This window comes from Microbispora sp. CA-102843 (assembly GCF_050936215.1).
Classification (GTDB): domain Bacteria; phylum Actinomycetota; class Actinomycetes; order Streptosporangiales; family Streptosporangiaceae; genus Microbispora.
Window position 1 is genome coordinate 5,499,592 of the sequence record NZ_JBNJNF010000001.1, and the last position, 18,994, is coordinate 5,518,585.

Genomic DNA, 18,994 nt, shown 5'->3' on the forward strand with positions numbered 1-18,994 from the left:
GTCAGGCACCCCCCGTCGTGCCGCTCTCAGCACTTGTCCCGGGGCCCGTCTCGGCGGACGGCCCGGCGGCGCCGGCGAGCACGCCGAGGAGGACGGGACGCAGCGGCGGCCGGGCCGTGGGGCGCCGGGAGACCCGTGCCTCGTCGCCGCCCGCCAGCTCCCGCAGCAGTTCCATGACCGGGCCCGCGCAGTGCTTGCCCTGGCAGGGGCCCATGAAGACGGCCGTCGCCCGCTTCAGCGTCTCGGGGTGGGTGTAGCCCGCGGCGTACATCGCCCGGATGTCCTCGACGGTCACGTCATGGCACGGACAGATGATCGTCTTGCCCACCGCCCCCTCCAGTCCATGGCTCTGCGGGGCGCTCCGACCTGCGTCAAGCGACCCGGCTCCGTTAGTACCGCATTATTAGAAGAGCGGGTTCATTCCCTTGTCAATAGGGCTTTTCGGGTTCCTTTTGCGCGTCAGGGATGGCTATAGTGCGACCCGGAGGCGACAGGACAGGACCGTCCGAGAAAGGGCAACGGGTGGACGCCGCACTGGAGGTACGGACCGACGGTCAGCGAGGGCGGATCCTCGCCTCGGTCATCGAACTGGTCGCCGGGATGGGCTACGAGCGGGTCCGGTTGCGGGACGTCGCCAAGCACGCGGGGGTGTCGATCGGCACCCTGCAGCACTACTACGAGACCCGCGACGGGTTGATGCTGGCCGCCTTCGCACACCACACGGGGAAGATCGTCAAAGGGCTCGAGGAGATCGCGGCACGCCATCGCGACCCCTGGGACCGGATCCGCGACCTGGTGGAGTACATCACCCACCCGCGAGGCTTCCGCAACCGCTGCCTCGCCTTCATGGAGTTCGCCGCCGCGTCCGCGAGGGACAAGGAGCTCAGACACCTCTTCGAGCTGCAGTACGACGGCTGGCGGGCGCCGGTGCAGGCGGCCGTGGAGGAGGGCCTGGCGGCGGGGGCCTTCCGGGTGGTCTCCACCGTCGAGGAGACCGTCGACCTGATCCTCACCCAGATCGACGGCCTGGAGATCGCCGTGGCGACGCAGATATCCGGCCTGACCAGGGCTCGGATGCACGACTCGCTGCTGCGCAGCATCTCGGTGCATCTCGGCCTGCCGCCGTGGGCGCCCGATCAGGTGACCGCGGACACCTGACGGGCGGCGAAGCCGCCTCAGGGGCCGAAAACAGGTTGCGAGACAGGGGCGGAACGCGGAACGCTCCCGGCGTGAAGATGCACGCCGACCAGCTGACGGTGTCACAGGAGACAGTGCGCGCCGTGGTCGACGAGCAGTTCCCGCAGTGGCGGGGCCTGCCCGTCACCGGCATCGCCGCCCATGGGACGGTCAACGCCATCTTCCGCGTCGGCGACCACCTCACGGCCCGGTTCCCCCTGCAGCCCGGACCGGTCGACGCGACGCGGCGCTGGCTGGAGTCCGAAGCGGAGGCGGCCCGCGAACTGGCGGGCAGCACCCGCATTCCCACGCCCGAGCCGGTCGCGCTCGGTGAGCCCGGGGCGGGATATCCGCTTCCGTGGTCGGTGCAGACGTGGCTGCCGGGCGCCGTGGCGACCGACGAGGACCCGGGCGAGTCGGTCGCGTTCGCCCAGGACCTCGCCGGCCTCATCACCGACCTGCGCGCGGTCGGCACGCGTGGCCGTACGTTCGCCGGCAAGGGCCGCGGAGGCGACCTCCGGTCCCACGACGCGTGGATGAAGACCTGCTTCGAGCGCAGTGAACGGCTCCTGGACGTTCCCCGGCTGCGCCGGATGTGGGAGAGGTTCCGGGGCCTGCCGCGCGAGGCGGCCGACGCGATGAACCACGGTGATCTCATTCCCGGCAACGTGCTCGTGTCCGCCGGCCGGCTCGCCGGGATTCTCGACGTCGGCGGCTTCGGGCCGGCCGATCCCGCTCTCGATCTCGTGAGCGCCTGGCATCTGCTCGAGGCGGGGCCACGCCAGGTGCTCCGCCTCGACCTGGGGTGCGACGACCTGGAGTGGGAACGGGGCAAGGCGTGGGCCTTCGTGCAGGCGATGGGGGTCGTCTGGTACTACCTCGAAACCAACCCGGCCATGAGCCGGATGGGCCGGCGCACGCTGGAACGCATCCTGGCAGCCGACGGGCCCGCCTGAGCCCGGGTCCGATCGCCCCACCCGCGACCGGGCGCCCCACAGCCGGAAGCCCCGCAGCCGAAAGCCCCGCAGCCGAAAGCCCCCCAGCCGAAAGCAGGGCTCAGCCGCGGGTGACGCTGACGCCGCCGAACAGGCCGTAGTTGCGAACCCGGATGACACGGCCGGAAGGGTCCGGCGTTCCCGGCTCCACACGGCGGCCGCCGAACAGGTTGAAGCCCTCGACCTCCACCGTGATGTCGGCGGGCACCCGCAGCCGCACGCCGCCCGCGATCGAGATCTTCGTCACCGTGGTGACCTGCCCGATCTCGGCCTCGCTCAGGTCGAGGTCGGCTCCGCCGACGGGAGTGAGGACGACCGTGTCCGCGGGCATCCGCCCCCGCTCCCGGCGCTTCAGTCCGCCGAGCAGGGAGATGTGCCAGTCCGTGCGCTGCGATGAGGGGGTGTTCGTCATGACCTTCACGGTACGGATCGGCAGATGGGGCGATAAGTGCCGCGCGTCGTGTCCTCACCCGTGACACCCGTCATATCCGCAGCTCAGCCGTCAGAAGAGCGTCCCGGAGAAGGGCGACGCGTCCGTGTGGAACAACTCCTCGGCCGTCTCCAGGGCGCCGTCGCTGTGGACGGTCACCCGTCCGGCCCTGGCGTGCTGCCACCAGCGGGAACCGCCCAGATAGAGGGCGGCCAGGGTCGCGACGTCCACGGAGAGATCGGCCGCAGGGAGATCCGGTCCCTTCGTCCTGGCGGCCCCGCGTGCGCTGATCAGGTAGGTCCCGGTGTTGCCGGGCAGCAGGTCGTCGGTGACGGCCAGGACGATCGAGCCGGGGCCCCGATAGTCGCGCCGCGCCAGTGCGGCGGGCACGTCGACGAGGCGCAGCCACGTTTCGTCGCGGACGGAGACCGTGCGGACGGCGCGGTCGTCGGTCAGCAGCAGCGGCAGCGGGTCGTCCGTGGCGGTGAACGACAGGATGATCCGGTCGATGAGGTCGAGGCCGAGCAGCCACCGGATCAGCCCGGCGTACGCGTCCGGTGTGGCGGCGACGAGGTCGTCGACGACGATCGTCCGGTCCCGGCTGGTGAACCATTCCGCCGTGCCGACGGGGTGGTAACGGACGAACCCGTCCTCCGAACCGTCCTGTCCGTGCACGGCGACGTAGGCGGGGCCGGGGTCCGCGGCCTGCCGCTGCTCCTGCTGCCGCCACCAGGAGACGGGCCGGCCGATCGCCCCGGTCCAGGCCGCGGCGGACTCGTAGATCTGGGCGAGCGTCTTCCAGGAGGACGCGGGGTCGGCCAGCCGGACCCGGCCCCCGGGCGGCACGGTCGCGCGCAGCACGGCCTGCCTGCGGGACACCTCCCGGTGGGCGGCCGACCCCGCGATGCCGTAGCCGAAGCGCTCGTAGATGACCGCCTCTGAGGCCCGCAGCGTGGCTGCGATCTCTCCCCTCGCGGCGGCGTCCGCGAGCTGGCGGCGCATCAGCGCCGTCACGATGCCCCTGCGGGTGTGCGTGGGCAACACGCCCACGTGCGTGACCGCGGCGTGCGGGACCCGCGCGCCCCCCGGCACGACCAGCGTGCTCGCGTAGGAGTCCGCGGTGCCGACGAGCTCGGTCCCGTCGAAGGCGCCGAGGGTGCGGCCGGGTTCGAAGAACTGGGTGACGTCGGTTCCCGCCGGCACGGGCGGCAGGCCGAGGAGGGCGGTGCGGAACGTCGCCGACGCCGCGAGCAGGTCGTCCTCCCCGCTCAGCACGCGCACGTCGAAAGTCATGTCTTCTCCTTCACAGGGTCAGCGGGCGGCGGGGTCGCGCAGGCGGGTGACGACGTCGACGGCGAACGTCGAAACCACAAAGATAGCGGCGGCGAGGATCGTGGTGCCGATGACGACGGGGAAGTCCCCTCCGACGGCCGCCTCGACGGCGAGCCGTCCGACGCCGTCGAGGCCGAAGATCTGCTCGGTCACGATCGCTCCGCCCATCAGCGCGGCCAGCTCCAGCCCGCCGAGCGTGATGATCGGGTTCAGTGCCGCGCTGAGCGCGTGGCCGAAATGTACCCTCCGCTCGGTGACGCCCTTGGCCCGCGCCGTACGGATGTAGTCGGCGCCGAGCACGTCGAGCATGTTCGCCCGCACGACACGCTGGAAGATCCCGATCTCGGCGACGGCGATCGTCAGCCAGGGCAGTGCGAGATGCCTGGCCCACTCGAAGGGATTCTCGGTGATGCCGGCGTAGCCGCTGCTCGGAAACCACCTGATGCCGTACGTCGAGAGCGTGAAGTACAGGAAGTAGGACAGCAGGATCCCGGTCAGGAACGTCGGAACGGACAGGCCCGCGTAGGACAACGCGGACAGGATCCTGTCCACCCAGGAGTCCGGTCTCCTGGCCGCCGCCACGCCGAAGAGGATCGACAGCGTCATCCAGATGACGAGCGCGCCCAGCGCCAGCGAGAGCGTCACCGGGATCTTCGAAAGGATCAGCTCGGTCACCGGCCGCTGCTGCCTGAACGAGTACCCCAGGGCGGGCGGCCAGTTGAACAGGCCCATCGGGGCACCCTGGATGTCGGGCCCCCGGTAGAGGTAGTGCCATAGCTGCAGATACCACGGCTCGTCGAGGCGCAGCGCCCGGGTGATGCCGTCCAGTGTCTCCTGGGTGGCGTTGCGGGGAGCGAGCACCGCGGCGGGGTTGCGGTAGGCGACCCGGGTCATCGCGAACGTGATGACCAGCACGGCCAGCAGGGTCGCGAGGGCGCGGGCCGCATGACCCGCGATGTGCCTTCTCATCGCCGGTCACCCCTGGGGATCGAGGACGTTGCGGATGCCGGAGCCGATCGCGTTGAACCCCAGCACGGTGACGAACATGGCGATGCCGGGCCCGAGCAGGAACCACGGCTGCACCTGATAGAGGGACGACCGCTGCGCCTCCGCGATCATGTTGCCCCAGCTCGCCGTGGGCGCCTGGACGCCGACCCCGAGGAACGACAGGGTCGCCTCGGCGAGGATGTTCACGGGGAGCTGGACGGCCCAGTAGACCGCGACCACCGGGAGCACGTTGGGCAGGATCTCCCGCACGATCAGGCGGCGGCGGGTCACGCCGATCGAGAGCGCGGCCTCCACGAACGGCCGGTTGCGCAGCACGACGACGAGCCCGCGGGTGAGCCGGGCGAAGTAGGTCCAGGCGAACAGCGAGATCACCAGCACGACGAGCAGCACCGGGTTGACGACGGGCTCTCCGTCGCCGCCCCGGTTGAGCGCGACCAGGCTGAGCGCGGTCACGACGAACGGGAACGACAGCGCGACGTCGGTGCCCAGGGACAGCAACCGGTCGGTCCTGCCCGGGAAGAACCCGGCGACCAGGCCGACGGCCGTGCCGGCGACGAGGGCGAGGGTGGTCGCCGGGATCCCCACCAGCAGGGAGATGCGCGCGCCGTACAGTGTCCGGATCAGCACGTCGCGGCCGTTCCCGTCCGCGCCGAGCAGGAAGCGGGCGTCCGGGCCGATCGGCAGTCCGTTCTCGGCCAGGGCCTCCGACCGGAACTGCTGGTCCGGGCCGTGCCCGGTGAGCGCCGCCGCGACCGGGGCGAGCAGCGCCGCAAGCACGACCACGCCGACCAGGATCAGCCCGGTCCTGGCGGAACGCTCGGCGAGGATCGCCCGCAGCACCGGGAACCGGCGTACGGCCTCCTCCTCGCCGTACGCCTCGGCGACAAGAACCTCAGACATGCGCCACCCGTCCCGGGATCGAGTCGAGCAGCTCCCGGGTGTACGGATCCCGGGGGGCGTCGAACACCCGGTGGACCGGGCCCTGCTCCACCACCCGGCCCTGGTTGAGCACGACGACCCGCTCGCACAGGTCGGCGACCACCCCCAGGTCGTGGGAGATGAACAGGAACGACGTCCCGAGCTCCGCGCGCAGCCGCCGGATGAGGGCCAGGATCTGCGTCTGCGTGGTGATGTCGAGCGCGGAGACGGGCTCGTCCGCCACGACGACCGAGGGCTCCAGGGCGACGGCGCGGGCGATGGCCACACGCTGCCGCTGCCCGCCCGACAGCTGCGCCGGGAGTCGGTGCAGCACGGACGGGGGCAGTTCCACCCGTGCCACCAGCGCCTCGACTCTGGCGCGGATCTCGGCGGCCGCCAGATCGGTGTTGACGACGAAGGGCTCGGCGAGCGTGGCGGCGACGGTGCGCCGCGGGTTGAGGCTTCCGTAGGGGTCCTGGAACACGACCTGGATGGCCGGACGCAGGCTCTTCGGGAGCTTCACGTCGCCGGGCGCGTTGTACACCTCGCCGCGCAGTGACACCGATCCGGCGGTCGGCCGGGCCAGGCCCGCCACGATCCTGCCGATCGTGGACTTCCCCGACCCCGACTCCCCCACCAGCCCGACGATCTCGCGTTGCCTCAGGTCGAACGACACGTCGGTGAGCGCCGTCAACGACTCCTCGCGGCCGGGCCTGCGGTAGCTCATGTGCAGCGCGCTCGCCCGCAGCAGCGGCACGCTCTCCGCCGGGAACTCGGGGGGCTCCGGTGACCGTACGAGAGCCCGCCCGTGCCGGGCCGCGCCGAGCAGCGCGCGCGTGTACGCGTGCCGGGGGGCGGCGTACAGCTCCGCCGCCGGCGCCGACTCGACCACCTCGCCGTCGCGCATGACGACGACGTCGTCGGCAACGTCGGACACCACGGCCAGATCGTGGCTGACGAAGATCAACGCGGTGCCGTGCGCCTCCTGCAGCCGCCGCAGCAGTCTCAGGATCGACGCCTGCACGGTCACGTCGAGCGCCGTGGTCGGCTCGTCGGCGATGATCAGCTCCGGGTTCAGCGCGATCGCCATGGCGATCATGACGCGCTGGCGCATGCCCCCGGAGAACTGGTGGGGGTGGTCGTCGATCCGGCGTTCGGGGTCCTTGATGCCCACCTCGCCCAGCAGGTCGAGCACGCGCCGTCGCAGCGCGGTCCGCCCCACTCGCTCGTGGGCCGTGACGGCCTCGCCGATCTGGACGCCGACGGTCTTGAGCGGGTGCAGGTTGCTCAGCGGATCCTGGAAGACGAACCCGATGTGCCTGCCTCTGATCGCCCGCAACCGGGCCGGGGTCAGCCGGGTGAGGTCCGCACCGCGGAACAGGGCGCTTCCCCGCACCTCGGCCCGGCTCGGCAGCAGCCCGGTCGCGCCCAGCAGCGAGACGCTCTTGCCCGAGCCCGACTCGCCGACGAGCGCCAGCGTCCTGCCGGGCTCCACGGCGAACGACACGCCGCGGACCGCGGTGGTCGTCCGTCCGCGCCGCCCGAACGTGACGTTCAGATCCTCCACGGAGAACAGGGCCATGAGGACTCCCTAGCGGGCCGGGCCGACGGCGATGTTGGTGATGTCGGCCTGGGTCGCCAGCGACGACCAGGTCCAGTTGCGCACCCGGTCGGAGGTGATCGCGACCTTGCGCTTCTCGAACAGCGGGATCCACGGGAGGTCGGCGGAGACCAGCTTGTCGGCCTCCGCCCAGACGGGTCCGGGGTCGTCGGAGGGGAACGCCTTCGCCGCCAGCTTGTTCAGCTCCGGGTTGTCGTAGCAGATGGCGTGGACGTTGCCGGTGCCGCAGGGCGCGGCGTCGGAGTCGAGCCAGCCCCCGAGCAGCATCCGCGTGCTCGGCCCCTGCCAGTCGGGCGCGAAGGACGCGCTCAGGAACACGTCCCAGCGGCTCTTCGGGTCCTGCAGGTACGCGCTGGACTGGGCGGGTGGGACGGGGATGAGGTTCAGCTCGATCCCGGCCTTCGCGAGGTCGGCCTTGAGCGTGACGGCGACCGTCTCGAACTGCGCGTTGACGCGGTAGACGGCGTCGAGCTTGAGTCCATCCGGGTATCCGGCCTCGGCGAGCAACTGCTTGGCCTTCGCGGGGTCGCCGGCGTTGCCCGGCGTCGGGTACGGGTCGAAGTCCTGGTGGCCCAGGATCGTCGAGGTGATGATCTGCCCCAGCGGCCTGGCCGCGATCTTGCCACCCTGCGCCTGCACGAGGTTGGCCTTGTTCACCGCGTACGCCAGGGCCTGCCGCACCTTGAGCTTGCGCAGCGCCTGGGCGCCCGGAGAGGTCACGCTCGGGCGGGCGTTGATCGTGATGAAGTTGGCCGCCCCGCTGTCGGAGGAGTGCAGGTAGGGGCTGTTCTGCGCCTGGTACTGCTGGATCGTGGACAGCGGCGGCACGTCGAGGTACAGCGACAGGTCCGCGTCGCCGGACTGGATCTTCTGCACCACCGCGTCCTCACTGTTGGTGGTGAAGTCCACGACGATCTCGTCGACGTACGCCTTGCGTGCCGGGTCGCCCGCGTGGTCGTAGCCGGGGACCTTCTTCAGCACCAGGCTGCGTCCCGGCTCGTACGAGGCGATCTGGTATGGCCCGCTGGAGGGGTAGTTCTTGCGGAACTCCAGCGAGTCGCCGACGTACTTGGAGGCGACCTCCTCCGGCAGCGGCGACACGAAGTTCATCGACAGGATGCTGAGGAAGTCGTAGTTCTTCGTGTCCGAGCGCAGCACCAGCGTCTTGTCGTCGGGCGCGGAGACGCCCGCGATGTCGTGGCTGTCGATGAACGCCTTCGACGTGGCCGGGTCTCCCGAGGGCACCTTGGCGAACTTCTCGCAGTAGTCGCGGAAACCGGAGAAGGCGAGCTGGAAGTAGTTGATCGCGGCGACCTGCTTGTTCGGGTCGCAGAACCGCTTGATCGCGTAGACGAAGTCGCCCGCCACGATCTCGCGGGTGGACGAGCCCGAATATCTGATGTCGTCGCGCAGGTGGAAGGTGTAGGTCTTGCCGTCCTTGCTCACGTCCCACGACTCGGCCAGGTCGGGCACGAGCGTGGTGTCGTCCTTGATGTCCTTGACGCTGCCCGAATAGGTGACGAGCTGGCGGGTGAGCGCCCGGATGATCTCCCAGGAGTCGGTGCTGTACCCGGTGAGGGGGTCGAGCGCGTCGAGGTCGGACTGCAGCGACGCGATGCGCAGCGTGCCGCCGGCGGCGGGGGCCCCACCGCTCGCTCCGTCACCCGCGCCGCCGCCCGTGCCGCCGCTTCCTGGCGCGACCGGGCCGGCGCAGGCGGCCAGCAGGGCGGCGCACGCGGACGCGGCGAGCAGGGAGAGGAGCGGCCGGCGTTCGCGGGGCGTCTTGTTCACGGTGCTTGTCTTTCGCACGTTCTCGGCTTTCGCAGGGGTTCTCACAGGGTCGGGCCGGCGGGATCGTCCGCCTTCGGGGACGCCAGCAGTCCGCGGGACCGGAGCACGGCGCCGGCTCCCTCGGCGAACCAGTAGGCCTCCTCCAGGTGGGGCTGGCCGGAGAGGATGAAGTGGTCCAGGCCGAGCGCGTGGTACTCCTCGATGCGGTCGGCGACCTCCTCGTGGCTGCCGACCAGGGCGGTGCCCGCGCCGCCGCGCACCAGGCCGTAGCCGGCCCACAGGTTCGGGTAGACCTCGAGCCTGCCCGGGTCGCCGCCGTGGAGTTCGTACATGCGCCGCTGGCCCACCGACTCGCTGCCGGCGAAGTCCTTCCGCAGCGCGGCGATCCGCTCGGGGGTGATCCTGCCCAGCAGCCGCTCGGCCTCCGCCCACGCCTGCGCGGAGGTGTCCCTGCTGATGACGTGCAGCCGGATGCCGAAGCGCAGCTCGCGCCCCTCGGCCGTGGCGAGTTTCCGCATCCGCTCGAGACGCTCGGCGATCTGGTCGGGCCGTTCGCCCCAGGCGAGGTAGACGTCGGCCTGCCGGGCCGCCACCCGCTCCGCGGCCGGGCTCGCGCCGCCGAAGAAGATTTCCGGGCGTCCCCAGGGCCCGGCGTCGACGCGCGCGTCCTCGATCTGGAAGTGCTCCCCGGCGAAGCTGAACGTCTCGCCCGGCGGCAGGCCGGTGACCCCGCGCAGCACCGCGAGGAACTCGTCGGTGCGGGCGTAGCGCTGGTCGTGGTCCAGGTGGTCGCCGAAACGCCGCTGCTCGGCGGAGTCCCCGCCGGTCACGACGTTGAGCAGCAGGCGGCCGCCGGAGACGCGCTGGAACGTGGCGGCCTGGTGCGCGGCGAGGGTGGGCGAGACCAGCCCGGGCCGGAACGCGACCAGGAACTTCAGCCGTCTCGTCACCTGGGTCAGCGCGGCCGTGGTGATCCACGCGTCCTCGCACCACAGACCGGTGGGGGTGAGCACGGCCTCGTAGCCGAGTTGCTCCGCCGACCGGGCGATCTGGCCGAGGTAGTCGACGCTCGGCGCCCGGAAGCCGCCGGCGACGGCGCCGAGCGTCTTCTCCGAGCGGTCGCCCGAGCCGACGATGTCGCGGTTGTCGCCGTTGGTGGGCAGATACCAGTGGATCCGGATGGGGCGCTTGAGGTCGTGGCTCATTTTCTCCGTCGTTCCGTTCCGCGCCGTCACGAGTAGTAGGTCGGCTCGGGCGACCGCCCGTTGAGGGCGAAGTGGCCGATTTCCAGCAGCTTGTAGTGGGCCGGGTCGTGCAGCGTGTGCGTCCGGACGTTGCGCCAGTGGCGGTCCAGCCCGTACGCGCGGGCGGTCGATCGGGCGCCGGTCAGCTCGAAGATCCGCGAGGTGACCTCGAGCGCCACCTCGGTCGAGTGGACCTTGGACTGGTAGGCGGCCACGGCCGCCCGGCCGCGCTCCTCCTCGGTGAGGTCGCCGCCGCGGTCGATCGCCGCCTGGAGCAACTCCCCCGCCTTGTCGGCGAGCGCCACCGCAGACTCGGCCAGGACCCACAGCCGGCCGTACCGCTCGACGACGAGGGGGTCCTCGCTCGCCGAGGCGGCGCCGGAGGTGAGCCACGGCCGGGACCTGGTCCGGGTGTACTCCAGCGCCTCGTGCAGGGCGCCGAGGGCCGCGCCCAGGTAGAGGTTGCCGTAGGCGAGCTGGCCCTGCGGGACCTGGAGCGTCTCCTGGGGCGTCGGAGGGGTGTCCGGGTGCGTGTAGCCGAGCAGGTCGTCGGCCGTCACGCGGACGTCGCGGAGGGTCGTGCCGCCGCTGACCGTCAGCCGCTGGCCGATGTTGTCCCAGTCGCCGTGGAACTCGATGCCCTCGGCCGGCGAGCGGACCCCGAACTGGCCGACGAGCCCCGACACGTCCACGCCGCCGACTTCCGCGCCCTCGCCGAAGCGCACCCATACGATCAGCGTGTCCGCCACGGCCGCGCCGCTGGTGAACGGCTTGGAACCGGTCAGCAGGAAGCCGTCGCCGTCCGGCGTGGCCACGACCAGCGGCTCGTAGGCGGCCTGGGCGACGGCCGCCACGAACCGGCCCTCCTCGACGACGCCCTTCGCCCAGCGCTCGGCGAGCGCCCGCCCGCCGCCGAGCCCGGCCCGGCTGCCCAGGAAGTGGAAGGCCGCGAGCTGGGCGATCGAGGTGTCGGCCGCGGCCAGGACGCGCACGATCCTGAGGACCTCCTCGTAGGTCGCGCCGCCCCCGCCCAGCTCCTCGGGGATGTGGATGGCGAGCAGGCCGGACCGGCGCAGCAGGTCGACCTCGGCGACGGGGTCGGCGCCGGCGATGTCGCGCTCGGCGGCGTCGGCGCGCAACCGGTCGGCCGCCTTGAGGGCCGCCTCGTGCCATTCCGCGAAGCGGCCGGAGCCGGAACGCGGGCGTATCTGATCGATGAGACTCATGGGATTCCTTGCGGTCGTGCGTGGGGAGGTACGGGCGGCCGTGCCGTACGCGGAGAGCCGGCGCGCTTCGGGGCGCGGGGCCGGATCAGGGGCCGGATCAGGGGGCGGTCACGGCGCTCGCGGGGGACGAGCGGCCGAATGGGATCGCACCGCGACAAGAGATAGGAGCAAGAGAAGCGGGCAGCCGTCGAGGACGGGCGGTGCCGCGAGGGGCCGTAGGGAACGCGCCGCCGGGCGCCGTCGCCCGGCGGGGCCGGGAGAGGTCAGGACTGGCGACAGAGGCCGGCGGCGAGCCGAGCGAGGTCGACGTAGCGCCGCACAATCAGTACTTTCCCTACAGACATAGTAGGAAATTAGCAGAATCCAACATTCGGCGCAAGAGCGCTTGCGGTCAGCCGTGCGGGACGAAACTGCCGAACCGGCCCTGGTGGTAGAGCAGCGGACCGTCGGCGCCGTGCACCGTCGCCTCGATGACCAGGCCCACCACCAGCACGTGGTCGCCGATGCCGGTCGCCGAGTGGGGCCGGCAGATCAGGTGCGCCGACGCGTCCGCGAGCAGGGGCGCCCCGAACGCTCCGGGACGCCACCGGGTGGGCGGGGCGAACCGGTCGGCGCCCTTGCGGGCGAACCTGGCCGCCAGCTCGCCCTGGTCGCCTGCCAGCACGTTCACGGCGAAGTGGTCGGCCGACCGCATCGACGGCCAGGTGCTGGAGCCCTGGTCCACGTAGAAGGAGACCAGCGGCGGCGCGAGGCTGACCGAGGAGAACGACGTCGCCGTCAGCCCCGCCGGGATCCCCTCGTTCTGCGCCGTGATGATTACCACCCCGGCCGCGTGCGCCGCCAGCGCCCGCCGGAACAGCCCGCCGTCCACCGCCGGGCCCCGCAACGTCTCGGTCATGGGTCTGCCTTTCCCGCGGCCGCGTGGCCGCGTGTGCTGTGAATCTCGCGATGGATCTCGCCATGGATCGGGAGCACCGCGTCGAGCAGCGCCGTGGTCACCGGATGGCGGCCGGCGGCGGACAGCTCCCCGGCGCGGAAGGTCTCGAGGAGGACCCCCCGCCCCAGGACCCCGACGCGGTCGCACAGGAACTCGACGATCGCGAGGTTGTGGCCGATGAACAGGTAGGTGAGATCGAGCTCTTCCCTCAGGTCCAGCAGCAGGTTGAGGATGTTCGCCTGGGTGGACACGTCCAGCGCCGACGTCGGCTCGTCGAGGATCAGCAGGTCGGGCTCCAGCGCGAGCGCGCGGGCGATGCCGATCCGCTGCCGCTGCCCGCCGGACAGCTCGTGCGGATATCGGTGGAGGTAGGAGGACGGAAGCCCGACGAGGTCGAGCGCCTCGGCGGCCCGTGCCCTGCCCGCGGCACGTGAGGCGGCCTTGCCGAAACGCAGGAGCGGACGGCTGATCTGCTCGCCGACGGGCACCCGGGGGTTCAGGGAGCTCGTCGCGTCCTGGAACACGAACTGGAACCGCGGCCGCAGCCGCCGCAGGTCCGCCTTCGGCAGCCGCGCGATGTCCCGGCCGTCGAAGACGATCTCACCCGCGTCCGCCCGCAGCAGGCCGCCGATCAGTCGCGACAGCGTCGACTTGCCGGAGCCGGACTCTCCGATGAGACCGAAGATCTCGCCCCGCTCGATGCGCAGCGACACGTCGCCGACCGCCCTGAAGCGCCGCTTGCGCTGCCCGGTCCCCAGGCCGCCGACCACGAACTCCTTGCTCACGTTCCGCAGGGTCACCAGCGGGGGCCGGGTGGTGCCGGCGTCCGGGCCCTCACGCCGGGGCTCGGCCGCCGCGCCGGCCGGGCGGCGGTCGCCGCCGGCCGGGCCGAGGCGACGGGGCAGGCCGCGTTCGGCCAGCCGGAACCGTGCCCCGATCTCCGGGACCGCCTGGATCAGCGACCGGGTGTAGGCGTCGGCCGGCGCGGTGAGCACGCGGTCACGCCGGTCCTGCTCGACGATCCGGCCGTCCTTCATCACCGCGACCCGGCCGGCGGCGTACGAGACCACCCCGAAGTCGTGGGTGATGAGCAGCAGCGAGCCGCCCGTCCCTCCGGTCACGCTCGTGAGCAGGTCGAGGATCTGCTTCTGCACGACCGCGTCGAGCGCGGTGGTCGGCTCGTCGGCGATCAGCAGGGCCGGGCCGGACAGGCTCGCGAGCGCGATCATCACCCGCTGCCGCATCCCCCCGCTGAGCTCGTGGGGGTAGGCGGACAGCACCCGGGCCGCGTCGTCGATCCCCACGTTGCGCAGCCACGTCTCGGCGATCTCGTGCCGCTCCCGCTTCCCCGCGGCCGGGCGGTGCAGCGCGATGATCTCTTTCAGCTGGTTGCCGATCCGGAACGACGGATCGAGGGAGGCGAGGGGGTTCTGGAAGATCATGCCGATCGTGGAACCGCGGAACCTGGTGACCGACGACCGGGCGGCGGTGAGCACCTCCTCGCCGTTCAGGGAGATCGACCCCGACGTCACCACCGCGTCGTCGGGCAGCAGGCCCAGGATCGCCGAGGCCGTCAGGCTCTTCCCCGCGCCGGACTCTCCGACGATCGCGAACGTCTCGCCGGGCCGGACGTCGAAGGTGACTCCGTCCACCACGCGCTCGGCCGTGGGTCCGCGGCCGAACTCGACCGACAGATCCCGCACGCTCAGCAGTGCGCCGGTCATCGTCCTGCTCTCCTTCTGTGGGGGTCGAAGACGTCACGCAGGCCGTCCCCGAGCCAGTTGAAGGCCAGGGCCACGACGAGGACCACAAGCCCGGGCAGCAGCGCGGGATACACGTTCCCGCTGATGATGACCTTGGCGCCCTCGGAGATCATCCGGCCCCAGTCCGCCGTCGGCGGCTGCACGCCGATACCCAGCGCGCTGAGGCTGGAGGAGAAGACGATCATCCCGCCGACGAGGCCGGTGCCGTACACCACGATCTGGGCGAGAACGTTCGGCAGCACCTCGCGGAACAGGATCGAGAAGAACCCCGCGCCGAGCGACCTCGCGGCCTCGACGTACTCGCGGCCGCGCTGGAGCTTCACCTCCGCGAAGACCACCCGGGTGACGTACGGGACGGCGGAGAACACGATCGACAGGACGACCACGGGCGTGCCGGGGCCGAGGATCACCGCGAGGACCAGCGCGATGATGATCACCGGGAAGGCGAACATGACGTCCACCGTCCGCATGATCAGGCCGGCGGCCCGGTCGCCCGAGAAGCCGGCGACGAGCGCGAGCACGCCGCCGGCGACGGTCGACGACAGCGACGCCGCGAGCGCGACGACCAGCGAGGTGCGCCCTCCCCAGATCAGCCGGCTGAGGATGTCCCGGCCCAGCTCGTCGGTGCCCAGGAGATGCCCCGGCGCTCCGACCCCCAGGTATTTGACGCCGCCGTCCGCCAGGTCGGGGTCGTACGGCGCCAGCACCGGGGCGAGCAGGCTGACGAGGACGAAGCCGGCGATGACGAGCAGCGCGACCGCCACCTGCGCGTTCACGCGCAGCCGGGAGCGACGCCGGCGCGGCGGCGGCCCCTTGAGCGGGTTCGGCGACCGCGTGTTGGGAATTGCCGTGAGAACCATCGCCGGCCTACCTCCTCAGCCGTGGGTTGAGAGCGTCCACCGTGATGTCGGTGAGCAGGTTGACCAGGAGATAGCAGAGCGCCACGAGGATCACGCCGCCCTGGATGACCGGGTAGTCCTTCCCGTTGACCGCGTTCACGAGCTGCGTGCCGATGCCGGGCCAGTTGAACACGCTCTCCACGAAGATCACGCCCGTGATCAGGGTGCCGATCTCCAGGCCGATGATGTTCACCACGGCCGGGAGGATGTTGCGCCCGATGTGCTTGCCGACGAGCCGCCGGCGCGGCACCCCCTGGGAGGTGAACGTGCGGACGTAGTCGCTGTGCGACTCCTGGACGATGCCGAGCCGGGTGAACCTGGCGAGCACGAGCGTCGAGATCAACGCGGCCGACAGGCCCGGCAGCACCAGATGGGCCAGCAGGTCGCCGAAGCCGCCGCCGTTCCTCGACTCCATGCCGCTCGTCGGGAGCCAGCCCAGCCGCAGGGAGAAGATCCAGATGAGGATCAGCCCGAACCAGTAGACCGACAGGTTGCTGCCGGTCTGGACGAACAGCATCGCGAAGCGGTCCAGGAACCCGCGGTGGTTGGTCCCGGCGACCACGCCGATGACGACGCCCAGGACGGCGCAGATCACGACGCCCGCCGCGGTCAGGATCAGGGTGTTGGCGAAGTTCGGCAGGAGGATGTCGAAGACCGGCTGGTTCTGCGCGATCGACATCCCGCCGCCCGCCGTGAACAGGTCCTTCACCCACTTCACGTACTGCTGCCACAGTGGGAGGGTGAGGCCGTACGACGCCCGGATGGCCTCGACCTGCTCCGGCGTGTGGTCGCGCGCGAACTGCGCCTCGATGGGGTCCCCGGGTGTCAGCCGGCCGACCAGGAAGGTCAGGGCCGACACCACGAGGAGCACCGGGACGATGTTCAGCGATCGCCACAGGATGTGCTTGACGGTTCCCATCGCCGTGATCGGGCCTCAGCCCGCCAGCCAGACCTTGGTCAGGTCATACCAGTTGGTGGCCGCGTACACGAACCCCCGCACGTTCGGGCCCAGGGCGTAGTACCTGGTCAGCGACACCGCCGGAATGGCGATCGCGGCCTCGCGGGCCTTCTTGTCGGCCTCCTTCCACAGCTCGATCCGCTTGTCCTGGTCCGTGGCGTAGCGCGCCTTGTCCAGGGCCTTGGTGATCTCGGGGAAGTCCGCCGGGACGAGGCCCTTGACCGCGATGTTCGTGTAGTAGACCTGGTAGAGCCATTCGGCGTAGCTGCCGCCGTACTCGTCGATGCTCAGGCCGTCGTCCGGCTCGGGCTTGCCGAATGCGCGGGCGACGTAGCTCGGGCGGTCGAGGGTGACGACCTTGACGTTCACCCCGATGCCCTTGAGCCGGCTCTGCAGCCACTCGGCCAGGTTCTGGTTGGCGACGTCGGCGACGATGGTGAAGCCCAGCCCGCCCTCGCCGTAGCCGGCCTCCTTGAGCAGGGCCTTGGCCGCCTCGGGGTCGTAGTCGAAGTCACGCGCGTCCGGGTCGTAGGCCTCGTTGCCCGGCGGCTGCAGGGAGTGCAGCGGGATCGCGTCGCCGTTGTAGACCTCCTTCGCGAGCTTGTCGCGGTCGATGCCCTGGATGACCGCCTGCCGTACGCGCTTGTCCTGGAAGGCCTTGTTCTTGAAGTTGAACGTGAAGTAGAGGAAGGCCGCGCCGTGCCCCTCCGGCACCTGGAATCCCCGGGACTCCAGCGTGCTGACGTCCTCGGGCTGGACGTAGCTGACGATGTCGGCCTCCCCGCTGAGCAGCGTCGCCAGCCGCGTCTGGTTGTTCGGGATGACGCGGAAGACGAGCTCGTCCAGGTAGGGCTTGGCACCCCAGTAGTCCGGGTTCCTCTTCAGCACGATCCGGTCACCGATCGTCCGGGAGACGAACGTGTACGGCCCGGTGCCACCGGGGTGGTCGGCGAACCCGTCGTTGCCGTACTTCTCCCAGGTCGCCGGATTGCCGATGGTGAGGGTGCTCATCGACTGGGCGAGGATCCTCGGCAACCCGAGGAAGGGCTTGGAGAACTCGAACTCGTAGGTGTGGTCGTCGACGACCCGGCCCTTCACGAGGTCGCCGAACCAGGCCGCGAGCCTGGCCGCGCTCGTCTTGTCGTAGAACTTGTACGTGGGATCGGAGATCCGGCGGACGTTCTTGTCCACGGACTCCGCCGTGAAGTCGGTGCCGTCGTGGAACTTGACCCCGCCGCGCAGGGTGAAGGTCCACTTCTTGCCGCCGTCGGACGCCTTCCAGTCCGTGGCGAGGGCCGGGAGGAGCTTCGTTGGCCCCTTCGCGTCGGACAGGTCCTCCTTGACCAGGCCCTCGAAGATGTTGCTCGTTACGCGGTAGGTCTCCCAGTAGCCCTGCCGGTGCGGGTCGAGGGCGAGGGGTTCGAGATAGAGGCCGCTCACGAGCGTGCCGCCCGCCTTGGGCGTCTCGCTCCCCTGCGCCCCTCCGGCGGCGGTACCGCCGTTCGCGCCGCCGCCGCAGGCGGCCAGAGCCAGGGCGGTCAGGAGTGCGACCGCTCCGATCACGGCCGACCGGGCGTGCCTGACGAATTTCATGAAGTTTTTCAAGACGTTCCTTTCGAGCGCCGCCTAGAGCGCGGGCTGGGGCTCCGGGGCCGGGAAGACCGGGCGGGCGCCGGCGAGAAGACGGGCGGGCTTCGGCAGGGCCAGGCGGTCGCGCAGCGTCGCCCCCTCCGATGCGCGCACGACACCCAGACCGGCGAGGCGCGGGACGACGTCGCCGACGGCCAAGGCGTCCACGTCCGCGTCCGGCCGCAGGAGGATCCCGTCCACTCCCGGACGGGCGGCCACCGACTCGGCCTCCGCGACGAGGTCGGCGGCGTCGCGGCCGCGGCTTGCCGCCACCTGGACGAACAGCAGCGGACGACGCCCGTCCCCGGCGAACCGGGACGACGGGGCCGCGTCGAGCGCGTCCACGGCCCCTCCGAGCAGGGCCGGATCGGCGCCGGCGAGCACGACCAGGTCGGCCACCTCCCCCGCCGCCGCCACCGCGGGAACGGAGTCGGCGTACCAGGCCAGGACGGGAGAGCCCTGCGCGGTGGACGGCACGGTTAGCGGCCCGGCGATGTCGAACACCCCGCGGTGGTCGACGTGCACGATCTGCTCGGCGCGCGCGAAGATGCGGCTCTCGCGGTCGGCCACGATCGACTCCTGCGGCCAGCTCTGCCAGAGCTTCTGGACGGCGACCGCCACGTCGCGGGTGGTGCCGACGCCCAGGGGCGCGCCGTCTGTGAGCCCGGCGCCTCCCCACGCCGTGTCCCCCGGCGCGTACCCGTCGCGGACGCCGAGGATCAGGCCGGACCTGCCCCCGGACAGGTGGTCGAGGGAGGCGATCCGGCGCGCCAGGTTGTACGGATGGTCCCGGTGCGGGGCGGCCGCCGCCAGGAACGCCGTTCCCGGCGCGTGCGCGGCGAGGAACGCGGCGGCGACCGTGGGCTCCACGGTCACGCCGCCGGGCGCCGAACCGTCGATCCCGTCGATGCCGGCGACGACGAACGCCGCCCCCGTGCCGTCGAGCCGGGAGACCTGCCGGGGGTCCGCGATCAACGCGGCAAGGTGGTCTCCCCCGAGCCCGATGGCCAGGTATGTGGATGTTTCGGTGGTGGTGCTGTCACCCATGTGCGGGTCTCTCTGGTGAT

Annotated in this window: 17 protein-coding genes; 2 read left to right on the plus strand and 15 right to left on the minus strand. The window is 71.3% G+C overall.

What is annotated here, in order from left to right:
* Position 1: 1 nt before the first annotated feature.
* On the minus strand, positions 2-328 hold the full coding sequence (locus tag ACQEVJ_RS25590; protein WP_433105156.1) for a (2Fe-2S)-binding protein: 327 nt from the start codon (positions 326-328) through the stop codon (positions 2-4).
* Between the two features lie 194 nt (positions 329-522).
* Between ACQEVJ_RS25590 and ACQEVJ_RS25595 the strand changes: the two genes are divergently transcribed.
* Positions 523-1,158, plus strand: coding sequence for a TetR/AcrR family transcriptional regulator (locus ACQEVJ_RS25595; RefSeq protein WP_433105158.1), 636 nt, complete (start codon positions 523-525; stop codon positions 1,156-1,158).
* Positions 1,159-1,235: 77 nt separating this feature from the next.
* Complete coding sequence (locus ACQEVJ_RS25600; RefSeq protein ID WP_433112972.1) at positions 1,236-2,132, plus strand: aminoglycoside phosphotransferase family protein; 897 nt, start codon at positions 1,236-1,238, stop codon at positions 2,130-2,132.
* 100 nt (positions 2,133-2,232) lie between these two features.
* Here the strand turns inward: ACQEVJ_RS25600 and ACQEVJ_RS25605 are convergent, their stop codons facing one another.
* The 14 genes from ACQEVJ_RS25605 to ACQEVJ_RS25670 all read right to left on the minus strand — a co-directional run bounded on the left by ACQEVJ_RS25605 (position 2,233) and on the right by ACQEVJ_RS25670 (position 18,974).
* Positions 2,233-2,583, minus strand: a complete 351-nt coding sequence (locus ACQEVJ_RS25605) for a hypothetical protein (RefSeq protein ID WP_433105160.1) — start codon at positions 2,581-2,583, stop codon at positions 2,233-2,235.
* Between the two features lie 90 nt (positions 2,584-2,673).
* Positions 2,674-3,894, minus strand: a complete 1,221-nt coding sequence (locus ACQEVJ_RS25610) for a GNAT family N-acetyltransferase (protein ID WP_433105162.1) — start codon at positions 3,892-3,894, stop codon at positions 2,674-2,676.
* 18 nt (positions 3,895-3,912) lie between these two features.
* Positions 3,913-4,902, minus strand: coding sequence for an ABC transporter permease (locus ACQEVJ_RS25615; RefSeq protein ID WP_433105164.1), 990 nt, complete (start codon positions 4,900-4,902; stop codon positions 3,913-3,915).
* A gap of 6 nt (positions 4,903-4,908) precedes the next feature.
* Positions 4,909-5,841: an ABC transporter permease gene (locus ACQEVJ_RS25620; protein WP_433105166.1), complete on the minus strand. Its 933-nt coding sequence runs from the start codon at positions 5,839-5,841 to the stop codon at positions 4,909-4,911.
* On the minus strand, positions 5,834-7,441 hold the full coding sequence (locus ACQEVJ_RS25625) for a dipeptide ABC transporter ATP-binding protein (RefSeq protein ID WP_433105168.1): 1,608 nt from the start codon (positions 7,439-7,441) through the stop codon (positions 5,834-5,836). The genes ACQEVJ_RS25620 and ACQEVJ_RS25625 overlap by 8 nt, the downstream gene beginning before the upstream one ends.
* Positions 7,442-7,450: 9 nt before the next feature.
* The gene (locus ACQEVJ_RS25630; protein ID WP_433105170.1) at positions 7,451-9,271 is read right to left on the minus strand and encodes an ABC transporter substrate-binding protein; all 1,821 of its coding nucleotides are present in this window, start codon (positions 9,269-9,271) and stop codon (positions 7,451-7,453) included.
* 41 nt (positions 9,272-9,312) lie between these two features.
* Positions 9,313-10,476, minus strand: coding sequence for an LLM class flavin-dependent oxidoreductase (locus ACQEVJ_RS25635; protein WP_433105172.1), 1,164 nt, complete (start codon positions 10,474-10,476; stop codon positions 9,313-9,315).
* A 26-nt stretch (positions 10,477-10,502) separates the two neighbouring features.
* Complete coding sequence (locus ACQEVJ_RS25640; protein WP_433105174.1) at positions 10,503-11,741, minus strand: acyl-CoA dehydrogenase family protein; 1,239 nt, start codon at positions 11,739-11,741, stop codon at positions 10,503-10,505.
* A 391-nt stretch (positions 11,742-12,132) separates the two neighbouring features.
* Positions 12,133-12,639, minus strand: a complete 507-nt coding sequence (locus ACQEVJ_RS25645) for a flavin reductase family protein (protein WP_433105176.1) — start codon at positions 12,637-12,639, stop codon at positions 12,133-12,135.
* Positions 12,636-14,402, minus strand: a complete 1,767-nt coding sequence (locus ACQEVJ_RS25650; protein ID WP_433105178.1) for a dipeptide ABC transporter ATP-binding protein — start codon at positions 14,400-14,402, stop codon at positions 12,636-12,638. The genes ACQEVJ_RS25645 and ACQEVJ_RS25650 overlap by 4 nt, the downstream gene beginning before the upstream one ends.
* Positions 14,399-15,301, minus strand: coding sequence for an ABC transporter permease (locus ACQEVJ_RS25655; RefSeq protein ID WP_433105180.1), 903 nt, complete (start codon positions 15,299-15,301; stop codon positions 14,399-14,401). Before ACQEVJ_RS25655 ends, ACQEVJ_RS25650 begins: the two co-directional genes overlap by 4 nt.
* Before the next feature lie 7 nt (positions 15,302-15,308).
* Entirely contained in the window at positions 15,309-16,259 is a 951-nt protein-coding gene (locus ACQEVJ_RS25660; protein ID WP_433105182.1) for an ABC transporter permease, read from the minus strand.
* Positions 16,260-16,274: 15 nt separating this feature from the next.
* Entirely contained in the window at positions 16,275-17,891 is a 1,617-nt protein-coding gene (locus ACQEVJ_RS25665; protein ID WP_433105184.1) for an ABC transporter substrate-binding protein, read from the minus strand.
* A gap of 33 nt (positions 17,892-17,924) precedes the next feature.
* Entirely contained in the window at positions 17,925-18,974 is a 1,050-nt protein-coding gene (locus ACQEVJ_RS25670) for an LLM class flavin-dependent oxidoreductase (protein ID WP_433105186.1), read from the minus strand.
* Positions 18,975-18,994 lie beyond the last annotated feature (20 nt).

Excerpts from the sequence above, each read along its gene's own strand:
- ACQEVJ_RS25605 (WP_433105160.1), bottom strand. The coding sequence starts at position 2,583 with ATGACGAACACCCCCTCATCGCAGCGCACGGACTGGCACATCTCCCTG.
- ACQEVJ_RS25625 (WP_433105168.1), bottom strand. The coding sequence starts at position 7,441 with ATGGCCCTGTTCTCCGTGGAGGATCTGAACGTCACGTTCGGGCGGCGC.
- ACQEVJ_RS25660 (WP_433105182.1), bottom strand. The coding sequence starts at position 16,259 with ATGGGAACCGTCAAGCACATCCTGTGGCGATCGCTGAACATCGTCCCG.
- ACQEVJ_RS25640 (WP_433105174.1), bottom strand. The coding sequence starts at position 11,741 with ATGAGTCTCATCGATCAGATACGCCCGCGTTCCGGCTCCGGCCGCTTC.
- ACQEVJ_RS25620 (WP_433105166.1), bottom strand. The coding sequence starts at position 5,841 with ATGTCTGAGGTTCTTGTCGCCGAGGCGTACGGCGAGGAGGAGGCCGTA.
- ACQEVJ_RS25600 (WP_433112972.1), top strand. The coding sequence starts at position 1,236 with ATGCACGCCGACCAGCTGACGGTGTCACAGGAGACAGTGCGCGCCGTG.
- ACQEVJ_RS25665 (WP_433105184.1), bottom strand. The coding sequence starts at position 17,891 with ATGAAATTCGTCAGGCACGCCCGGTCGGCCGTGATCGGAGCGGTCGCA.
- ACQEVJ_RS25670 (WP_433105186.1), bottom strand. The coding sequence starts at position 18,974 with ATGGGTGACAGCACCACCACCGAAACATCCACATACCTGGCCATCGGG.
- ACQEVJ_RS25650 (WP_433105178.1), bottom strand. The coding sequence starts at position 14,402 with ATGACCGGCGCACTGCTGAGCGTGCGGGATCTGTCGGTCGAGTTCGGC.
- ACQEVJ_RS25615 (WP_433105164.1), bottom strand. The coding sequence starts at position 4,902 with ATGAGAAGGCACATCGCGGGTCATGCGGCCCGCGCCCTCGCGACCCTG.
- ACQEVJ_RS25655 (WP_433105180.1), bottom strand. The coding sequence starts at position 15,301 with ATGGTTCTCACGGCAATTCCCAACACGCGGTCGCCGAACCCGCTCAAG.
- ACQEVJ_RS25645 (WP_433105176.1), bottom strand. The coding sequence starts at position 12,639 with ATGACCGAGACGTTGCGGGGCCCGGCGGTGGACGGCGGGCTGTTCCGG.
- ACQEVJ_RS25610 (WP_433105162.1), bottom strand. The coding sequence starts at position 3,894 with ATGACTTTCGACGTGCGCGTGCTGAGCGGGGAGGACGACCTGCTCGCG.
- ACQEVJ_RS25635 (WP_433105172.1), bottom strand. The coding sequence starts at position 10,476 with ATGAGCCACGACCTCAAGCGCCCCATCCGGATCCACTGGTATCTGCCC.